This window comes from Rhodopseudomonas sp., assembly GCF_048594845.1.
GTDB lineage: Bacteria > Pseudomonadota > Alphaproteobacteria > Rhizobiales > Xanthobacteraceae > Rhodopseudomonas.
This window is the reverse complement of record NZ_JBMDXE010000283.1, coordinates 1-9,471: the sequence shown is the minus strand read 5'-3', so window position 1 is coordinate 9,471 and position 9,471 is coordinate 1. Positions and strand designations below refer to the sequence as shown.

Sequence of the window (9,471 nt, the reverse complement as noted above, 5' to 3'; positions counted from 1 at the left end):
CACTTCGCGGTTTTTGCCTTCGCGGATCGCGAACACCAGCCAGACATTGGCCCCCTGGTCGCGTTCGAGCTTGGCGTCGATCTCGCCATATTTGACGCCGTCGACCTCGATGCCATTCTTCAGCTGATCGAGCTGCGCCTGGGTCACCTCACCATGGGCACGGACGCGATAGCGCCGCAGCCAGCCGGTCTCCGGCAGCTCCAGCGCGCGCGCCAGCCCGCCGTCATTGGTGAGCAGCAGCAGGCCCTCGGTGTTGAAGTCGAGCCGGCCGATCGAGATCAGCCGCGGCAGATCCTCGGGCAGATGATCGAACACCGTCGGCCGGCCTTCCGGATCGGCGTGCGTGGTCATCAGGCCGCGCGGCTTGTGATACAAAAACAGCCGCGTCCGCTCGCGCTCCGGCAATGGCTTGCCGTCGATGGTGATGACGTCGGACGGCAGCACGTCGAGCGCCGGACTATCGATCACCTTGCCGTTGACGGTGACGCGGCCGTCGGTGATCCAAGCCTCGGCGTCGCGCCGCGAGCACATCCCGGCGCGGGCCACCACCTTGGCGATGCGGTCGCCGGGCTTGGCCGACGCCTTGGCGTCGCGGCGGTCGGGCTTGCCGCGACCGGGCTTCTTGTCGAACTTGCCGCGCTCACCCGCCGGCCGTTCGCGATAGGCACCGCGGCCGCCGAACGCCGGGCGCTTGGCAAATACCTTGCTATCATCTTCGTTATCACGACGTGGCCGGTCGAAGCCGCGGCCTTCGCTGCGCGGACGATCGGACGAGCGCGCTTCGCTGCGCGGATGCTCGTGCCAGTCGCCGCCGCGCTCGCGGCGTTCGAATTTCGGCCGCTCGTCGCGTCCGAACCGCGGCCGCTCACCGCCGCGCTCTTCACGCGGGCGATCGAACCGCGGCTTGTCGAAGCCGCCCTTGCGTTCGCCGCGCTCGGGCCGATCTCCACGCCCAGCCGGAGCGCTATCGCGCTTCTGCCAGGGCTTGTCATTGCCGCGGTCGGTGCCGCGCTCGGCACGGTCGCCAAAGCTCTTGCGCGGACCGCGATCCGGTGCGCCGCGGCCGAACTTCTTGTCGCCGCCATCACGCGGCGTGTAGGGACGCTTGTCGCCGTCTTCGCGGCGCTGATACGGCCGCTTGTCGCCGCCCTCGCGCGGCTTGCGATCGCCGAACGGTTTGTCGCCGAATTTCTTCTCGCCGAAGCGGCCGGCCGGGCGGGCGTCGTCGCGGTCGCGGCGCGGGGCGCGGTCGTCGCGCTTGAACGGGCGATCACCGCCACGATCGTCGCGCGGCGGGCGCGGCGTATAGGTCCGCTTCTCGCCGCCTTCGCGCGGGCCGAACGAGCGCTTCTCGCCGAACTCCTTGCGGGGGCCGCGCTCGGGGCGATCACCACCGCGAGCCGGACGCTCGTCGCGATTGAAGCGCGGACGCGGCGCGTCACCCTCGCGGCGCGGCGCACGATCGTCGCGCTTGAACGGGCGGTCGCCGCCGCGATCGTCGCGCGGCGGGCGCGGCGTGTAGCTGCGCTTCTCGCCGCCTTCGCGCGCCCCGAACGAGCGCTTGGCTTCGCCGTCGAACGCTTTCTTGGCGTAGGGCCGATCGCCGCGGGCCTCGCCGCCCACGGCCCGCTTGGCGAATTTCTTGTCCGGACCGCGCGCGGCGCCCGACCGGCCTTTGCCGCCGGCGCTCTTTGCTCCGTAGCCGCCTTTCCCGCCGAAGCCACCCCTGCTGCCGCCGCCCGCAGCTTTGCCGCCGCCGGGCCGATCGCGGCGGCCGCGCGCTGAGTTGTTTTTGTCGGTGTCGCGGGGCATGAGTGGTCTTTCTTCAGGGGATCCGTCGGGATCGGCAATGGGGCTCAGGCAGGAAACGGGCTCGCGCCAGGGTCGCTCGCGCTCTCATCGAAGGCGCTCGGGTCCCGCAAAACCGGTATCCACTGTTGCTGAATGGGCTCTCCTAGCAGAGTTTTCCCGGCGAGACGAGCCATGACGACGCACTCTTTCATGGATTTGGCGCTACAGGCGGCGCAAACCGCTGCCGACGCCGGCGAAGTCCCGGTCGGCTGCGTCATCGTCCGCGCCGGCACGGTGATCGCCACCGCCGCCAACCGCACGCTGACCGACCGCGACCCGACCGCCCACGCCGAACTGCTGGCGATCCGCCAAGCCGCCGCCGCGCTCGGCAGCGAACGGCTGACCGACTGCGACCTCTACGTCACGCTGGAGCCCTGCACGATGTGCGCCGGCGCGATCTCCTTTGCGCGGATTCGGCGCCTCTATTTCGGCGCGTTCGATCCCAAAGGCGGCGCGGTCGAGAGCGGCGTGCGGTTCTTCAGCCAGCCCACCTGTCACCACGCGCCGGAGATCTACTCCGGCGTCGGCGAGCGCGAAGCCGCGGCGCTGCTGCGGGAGTTCTTCAAGGCGCGGCGATAGGCGCCGACGTCGGGCGCAAACGCGCAGTGCGCCATGCCCTATGACATCAGCGCTGGTGGTGGAGATCACTCATGCTGAGCGAAGACGTGGGCCGCTTCGAATCTAGTCTACGCAGCACCTGCGCGGTTGCGCGCCCGCAGCCACTGATCGCGTCCCTACAACCACTTCTTCCACTTGAAAAACATATACGGCACGATCGCCGCGACCAGCATCATGCCGAGGGCCATGGTGTAGCCGTGGGCCCATTCGAGTTCGGGCATGAACTTGAAATTCATGCCGTAGATCGAGGCGATCAGGGTCGGCGGCATCAGCACGACGGCCATCACCGAGAACAGCTTGATGATGTTGTTCTGCTCGAGATTGACGACGCCCAGCATGGCGTCGAGCACGAAGGTGATCTTGTTGGACAGGTAGCTGGCGTGGTCGGTCAGCGAGATCACGTCGCGCTGCATGGTCTTGAGCTGGGTGCGGCTGTCCTTCGGCCATTTCAGGCCTTCGCCCTCGACGGTGAGGAAAGCGACCAGCCGGCCGATCGACACCAGGCTCTCGCGCACCTTGGACACCAGGTCGCCCTTGCGGCCGATCGCGATCAGGATGTCGGAATAGCGCTTGGGGTGGCCGGTGCGGGCGGCGCCCTCCGGCTCGAAGATCTCGCGGCTGACGTCGTCGACCTCGGCGCCGGCGCGTTCCAGAATGTCGGCGCAGCGGTCGATCACGGCGTCGAGCAATTCGAGCAGCACGGTCTCGCCGGTGGCGCTGAATGACGGCGTGCGAGCGAGCCGGTTTTCTACCACCGGAAACGGCCGCGGTTCGTCGTAGCGCACCGTGACCAGCTTGCGGCCGGCGAGGATGAAGGTGACGGGCGACAGCCGCGGCGACGTTGTGTCGGCGCCGCACATCAGACTGGCCGTCATGTAGCGGGCGCCGTTCTCGATATAGAGACGGCTGGAGATTTCGATCTCCTGCATGTCCTCGCGGGTCGGCACCGCGATCCCGGCGAGCTTCTCGACCGCGCGATCCTCGTCGGCGGTCGGCCGTTCGAGATCGATCCACACCGCGTCTTCCGGCAGCGCATTGAGGTCGATCGGCCCGGCGCGCTTGAGGGCGGAATCGGCGGGAGCGAAGAGCGCGAGCATGAGGGCTCCGGTGCTGGCGGGACGTGACGGCGGAGGTGGCACTGGAGTGCCGTAACTGCGCCGAGGTGGCAAGCGCCGCTGACGCCGGTCATGACGTTTTCGATGAAGCGGCTTCACCGACCACGGCGAAGATGCGGGACAGATGCGGCGGGTCCGCCACAGCTATTGCCGCGAAGTTAATCATCTACCTCGGTTCTGCGGCAGAAATGCAACAACGCTGCGCCACCGTACGGAACCACCCGCAGAAATGCTGGTAAAGCGGCCGCGTTCGGCGATACTAAAGCCTAGGAATCGTCGTTTACGAGACCTCGTCCGGCGCGGCTGTAACGCGCAATGCTGATCAGGCGCGCAGCTTGGGGCGCGCTATTCTGAAATGGAACGATAATGGCGTCTCTTGGAAAGAAGCTGGGGCTGCTCGTCGGCGCGGGCCTGCTGTTGTCCGGCTGTATGCAGGCCACGACCTATCAGGAGACGTCGTCGTCGGCGCTGAAGCCACGCGACAAGGAGCTCCTCTCCAAGGTCTCCTATGTGAAGACGCCGGTGCCGGAAGCATTCCGCCGCGCCATCGTCGACTACCATCGCAAGGAAGCGCCCGGCTCGATCGTGGTCGATTCCGACAATCACTACCTCTACTACGTGATGGATGGCGGCAAGGCGATCCGCTACGGCATCACCGTCGGCGAAGAAGCGATGGCCTGGTCGGGCATTGCCAAGGTCGGCGCGATGACGGAATGGCCGGCTTGGCATCCCACCCCCGGCGAAATCTCCCGCCTGGGCGTGCCGAAGTTCGTCGCCCCCGGCCCGGACAATCCGATGGGCTCGCGCGCGATCTATCTGTATTCGGGCGGCAAGGACACGCTGTTCCGCATCCACGGCACCAACCAGCCGGAATATATCGGCGCCTCGATCTCGTCGGGCTGCATCCGCATGACCAACGAGGATGTCATCGACCTGTACAACCGGGTCAAGATGGGCGCGATCGTCGTAGTGCTGGAGCCGAAGCACGGCGACTCGCCGTACAACTCCAAGATGGCGCTGCAGGGCGGCTCGTCGAGCTGGCAGTAAGCCGGCGAGCAAGAGTTCAGCCGCGCATCGCGCCGGCTCGATCAGATCAAAAAGCGCCGGCTCGTCCGGCGCTTTTTTGTTGGCCGACGCGCAGCGACGAACCGCAGCGCGCCCCCTCTCCCGCCCGCGCGAGAGGGCCGGGGTGAGGGCGCCCCAAGCACTGACTCAACGAACTTGTGGAGAGCCCCGCTCTCACCCGTCCCGGCCTCGCTGCGCTTCGCCGGGCCGACCTCTCCCGCAGGCGAGAGAGATTGCTCCATGCTCGCGGCACGTTTGATCGAAACGTCACTTCGGCAGGCTTGCTTCACATCGCAAAGGACGCGGACGCTAACGTAGTTCGGATTGCCGCTCACTCCGTGGCTTCTTTGGCTGCGCTTTGGCCTTGGCTTTCTTGCTCGCTGCCGGCGGCGCTTCCGGCTCGGCGGTTTGCTCACCCTGCTCCGGCTCGGCCTGCTGGGGCTCGGCCTGCCCGGGGCGGCCCTGCTCCGGCTCGCGTTGCGGCTCACGATCCTGCCGCTGATCGGCGGCGACTTCGCGCGGCGGCGCTTCGTCCGGTCGCGGCGCCGGCAGCAGCGGCGCGATCTGCGGCAGCGGCTCGAGCACGTCCCACTGGCACATCCGATAGTCCTTGCGCCGCTGCGCCAGGTCGAGGTGGATGTGATCCTCGTGATAACCATCCGAGCCGGGGCCGAGCACGGTGGAGAAGCGGTCGCACACCGACTGCCGCACGCTCTCGCGGATCGCGCGCGGGCTGGTGCGGTCGGTCAGCGACAGCAGCCGGCCGCTGGCGAGCTTGAGACCGCGGATGTCGATCGCGTTGGCCTTGCCGTGCTCGCTGAGCTTGGCGCCGCGCACCCGGTTGCGGCCGCGGCATTCGTAAGAATCGAAATTGTCGAGCGCAGCGAGCCGCGACTGCAGCGCGCTCGCGAGCGGCGCCACGTCGGCGCGCACCCATTCCGCCACCGCGCTCGCCATCGAACAACGCAGGGTCGCCGCCGGCGTCAGCGCGACGCGAGCGCCGTCCGGCAGCACGACGGCCTCGAGCCGGACCAGATCGGTGCCGCCACAACCGCCGGGATCGTTGATATCGGGAATGCTCGGCGCGATCGCGATCTGCTCGGTCAGTGCCAGCCGGCACGCGCTCGGCGGCTTCGGCTGCGGCTTGGCATCGGCCTGTGCGGGCGGCTGCGCGGCCGGGGCTGGCTCCGCACCGCTGGATTCGGGCGCAGCCGCGCGATCATCCGGTTGTGGCGCGGAAGCGGGACGCGGTTTCGGCAGCGGGATGGCGCTTCGCCCCAGTGCCGGCTCGGCGGCGAACGCAGCCAGAGCGACCAGCACCGTCCAAACCGGCGCTTTGCCGCGGAACAGATTGCGACAGACCTGTTTTCCGCGGGCCGCGACCGCGCTAAGGTCCGCGCCAATCCCAAGGGGATAAAAATCAGGAGGACAATTCGGATGCTTGGACTGATGCAAGACTGGCCTTTGCTGTGTCATCGGATCATCGAGCACGCGGCTCAGGTCCACGGCAACCAGGAGGTGGTCACCCGTTCGGTCGAGGGTCCGATCGTCCGCACCACCTATGCGCAGATCCATCAACGGGCGCTGAAAGTCAGCCAGATGCTGGACCGCGCCGGCATCAAGCTCGGCGATCGCATCGCGACGATCGCCTGGAACACCGCGCGGCATCTGGAATGCTGGTACGGCATCATGGGAATCGGCGCGATCTGCCATACGGTCAATCCGCGGCTTTTTCCGGACCAGATTGCCTGGATCGTCAATCACGCGCAGGACCGCGTGATGATCACCGACCTCACCTTCATTCCTGTTCTGGAGAAGATCGCCGACCAGATGCCGAGCATCGAGCGCTTCGTGGTGCTCACCGATGCTGCGCACATGCCGCAGACCACGCTGAAGAACGCAGTCGCGTATGAAGAGTGGCTGAAGGAAGCCGACGGCGACTTCGCATGGAAGACCTTCGACGAGAACACCGCGGCAGCGATGTGCTACACGTCGGGGACCACCGGCGATCCCAAGGGCGTGTTGTATTCGCATCGCTCCAACGTCTTGCACGCGCTGATGGCCAACAACCCGGACGCGCTCGGCACCCGCGCCGCCGATACCATGCTTCCGGTGGTGCCTTTGTTCCATGCCAACAGCTGGGGCATCGCATTCTCGGCGCCGTCGATGGGCACCAAGCTGGTGATGCCCGGCGCCAAGCTCGACGGGGCGTCGGTGTATGAGCTGCTGTCGACCGAGAAGGTGACGCACACCGCCGGCGTGCCGACGGTGTGGCTGATGCTGCTGCAGCACATGCAGAAGGAGAAGCTGACGCTGCCGGATCTGAAGATGGTGATCTGCGGCGGCTCGGCGATGCCGCGATCGATGATCAAGGCGTTCGTCGACATGGGCGCCGAGGCTCGCCACGCCTGGGGCATGACCGAAATGAGCCCGCTCGGCACGCTGGCGACGCTGAAGCCGCCGTTCGACAAGACCAGCGGCGACGCGCGCCTCGACGTGCTGGCGACGCAGGGCTACCCGCCGTTCGGTGTGCAGATGAAGATCACCGACGATGCCGGCCAGGACGTGCCGTGGGACGGCAAGACCTTCGGCCGGTTGAAGGTGTCGGGCCCGGCGATCGCCAAGGCGTATTACCGCGTCGACAAGGAGATCCTCGACGAGCAGGGCTTCTTCGACACCGGCGACGTCGCCACCATCGACAAGGACGCCTACATGCGGATCACCGACCGCTCAAAGGATGTCATCAAGTCCGGCGGCGAGTGGATCTCCTCGATCGACCTCGAAAACCTCGCGGTCGGCCATCCCAAGGTGGCGGAAGCCGCTGTGATCGGCGTGTATCACCCGAAATGGGACGAGCGTCCGCTGTTGATCTGCCAGCTCAAGCCGGACGTCACCTGCACCCGCGACGAGATCCTGCAATACATGGATGGCAAGATCGCCAAATGGTGGATGCCCGACGATATCGTGTTCGTCGACGCCATCCCGCATACGGCGACCGGCAAGATCCTGAAGACCGCGCTACGCGATCAGTTCAAGACCTACACGCTGCCAGGGGCGGCGGCGTAGAGCTATCCGTCGGGGCGCTGACTCACTGCTTGGGGCGCCCTCACCCCAACCCACTCCCGCCAGCGGGAGAGGGAGCGCGCCGTACTCTTCTCCCCTCCCCCTTGCGGGGAGGGGTCGGGGGTGGGGGTCCCCAGGCACCGAGCCCGTGTCGCCCTTACCCGGGCTCTCTCCCCCAAGCGGGAGTGCGCTGCGGTCGGAGCGGGCGCCACCTTCTATCTTCAGCGCCCGCACATTTGCTTGAACGGACCACGGTCGCTCGACATTTCCGGCGCTAACGCTGGTGGCTTCCGATATGACCGACTCGCGCAAATGATGCGGTGAACGCGCGGCGACGGAGCGTCCCGATGCAGATGGGTGTGACGGCTCAGCCTGTTGTGGATGTGCGTCCCCAGCCGGCACCCGACGCGCGGCCGGGCCGCAACGGCGGGCTGGATGCGCTGCGCGCCACGATGACGCTGCTGGTGCTGTTTCATCATGCGGCGATCACTTACGGCGCCAGCGGCGGTTGGTTCTATCATGAGCTACCGGCCGATCACTCCCCCTCCTCGCAATTGCTGACCCTCTTCGTCGCCATCAATCAGGCTTACTTCATGGGCCTGTTCTTCCTGCTGGCTGGCTATTTCACGCCGGCCGCCTTGCGCAGCAAAGGATCGTTGCGCTATGCGCGCGATCGGCTGATCCGGCTCGGCCTGCCGCTGCTGGCCTTCGGCTGGGTGATCGGGCCGGTCAGCGAAGCGCTGGGACAGACCGCCCACGGACATCCGTTTATCGCGACGCTGGCCGCGATCATGAGCAGCGGCCGTTTCATCCAAGGGCCGTTGTGGTTCGCGCACGCGCTGCTGATCTTCGGAGCCGGCGCGATGCTGTGGTTCAACCTCACGCGGCGACCGATACCTGCTGCTGACGCGGCTACGACATCATTCCCGTCAAATCTCGTTCTGCTGTGCGCGGCGCTGCTCACCGGCGTTGCGGCGTTCGCGTTGCGGCTGTGGTGGCCGGTGGGGTCGGAGTGGAACGGACTGCAGCTCGGTTACTTCGCCAGCTACACAATGCTGTTCGCCGCCGGCTATGCGGCCGCCGACGCGCGCTGGCTGGAGCGTGTGCCGTCCACAACCACGCGGCTGTGGTTGACGCTGACGCTGATCTGCCTGCCGGTGCTGCCGATCGCGTCGCTGTCGGGCGCGATCGTCCCGGCGCTGCATCGATCCTCGGCCGGCGGCTGGACGTGGCCGGCCGCAATCTACGCGCTGTGGGAGCCGCTCGTCGCGTGGGGACTGATCCTGTGGCTGCTGCCGACGTTTCAACGTCGCTTCGCCACGCTGAGCCCGATCTGGGGCAAACTCGCCGACCGCGCCTACGCGATCTACATTATTCACCCGCCGGTGCTGGTCGGCGTCGCGTTGGCGGGGCGCCCGCTTGCGCTGCCGGCGCTGGTCAAATTTCCGATCGCCGGCACATTGACCTGCGTGCTGTGCTACGCGCTCGCCGGGCTGCTGCTTCGGACTCCGGGGGCGCGGCGGATCGTCTAGCGCAGCGCTTGGAGAACTGACTCACTGCCTGGGGCGCCCTCACCCCAACCCTCTCCCGCAAGCGGGAGAGGGAGCGCGCTGCGGTCGGGGAGATGTATCGCCCTGACCGATCGGGTGCTGGTTCAGCCCAGCACCGGCAACGTTCGCACGTCGTAGCCGCTGCTGATGCTACGATTCAACACCGGGTCGATGAGTTCGTAGTCGAACCGCGTCGCAGGGCGGATGCC

General features: G+C 67.1%; 7 protein-coding genes and 1 pseudogene. 4 read left to right on the top strand and 4 right to left on the bottom strand.

Features of this window, described 5'->3' with window-relative positions; all coding sequences use genetic code 11:
- Positions 1–1,812: S4 domain-containing protein (locus ACOJTD_RS18400; protein WP_420134317.1), on the bottom strand; the 1,812-nt coding region annotated here is incomplete at its 3' end.
- 171 nt (positions 1,813–1,983) lie between these two features.
- Here ACOJTD_RS18400 and ACOJTD_RS18395 point away from each other — a divergent pair.
- Positions 1,984–2,430, top strand: a complete 447-nt coding sequence (locus tag ACOJTD_RS18395; protein ID WP_420134316.1) for a nucleoside deaminase — start codon at positions 1,984–1,986, stop codon at positions 2,428–2,430.
- Positions 2,431–2,585: 155 nt separating this feature from the next.
- Here ACOJTD_RS18395 and ACOJTD_RS18390 read toward each other — a convergent pair whose 3' ends face one another.
- Complete coding sequence (locus ACOJTD_RS18390; RefSeq protein WP_420134315.1) at positions 2,586–3,566, bottom strand: magnesium transporter CorA family protein; 981 nt, start codon at positions 3,564–3,566, stop codon at positions 2,586–2,588.
- Positions 3,567–3,950: 384 nt separating this feature from the next.
- Between ACOJTD_RS18390 and ACOJTD_RS18385 the strand changes: the two genes are divergently transcribed.
- Positions 3,951–4,631 (top strand): L,D-transpeptidase, encoded by a 681-nt coding sequence (locus ACOJTD_RS18385; RefSeq protein WP_420134314.1) that lies wholly within the window; start codon positions 3,951–3,953, stop codon positions 4,629–4,631.
- Between the two features lie 327 nt (positions 4,632–4,958).
- Here the strand turns inward: ACOJTD_RS18385 and ACOJTD_RS18380 are convergent, their stop codons facing one another.
- On the bottom strand, positions 4,959–5,969 hold the full coding sequence (locus tag ACOJTD_RS18380) for an extensin family protein (RefSeq protein ID WP_420134313.1): 1,011 nt from the start codon (positions 5,967–5,969) through the stop codon (positions 4,959–4,961).
- 117 nt (positions 5,970–6,086) lie between these two features.
- Between ACOJTD_RS18380 and ACOJTD_RS18375 the strand changes: the two genes are divergently transcribed.
- Both ACOJTD_RS18375 and ACOJTD_RS18370 read left to right on the top strand, forming a co-directional pair.
- A complete protein-coding gene (locus ACOJTD_RS18375; protein WP_420134312.1) occupies positions 6,087–7,715 on the top strand; it encodes a fatty-acid--CoA ligase in 1,629 nt (542 codons plus the stop codon).
- Positions 7,716–8,059: 344 nt separating this feature from the next.
- On the top strand, positions 8,060–9,244 hold the full coding sequence (locus ACOJTD_RS18370) for an acyltransferase family protein (RefSeq protein ID WP_420134311.1): 1,185 nt from the start codon (positions 8,060–8,062) through the stop codon (positions 9,242–9,244).
- Between the two features lie 122 nt (positions 9,245–9,366).
- Here ACOJTD_RS18370 and ACOJTD_RS18365 read toward each other — a convergent pair.
- Positions 9,367–9,471, bottom strand: a pseudogene (locus ACOJTD_RS18365) (DUF2848 domain-containing protein); the annotation flags it as partial.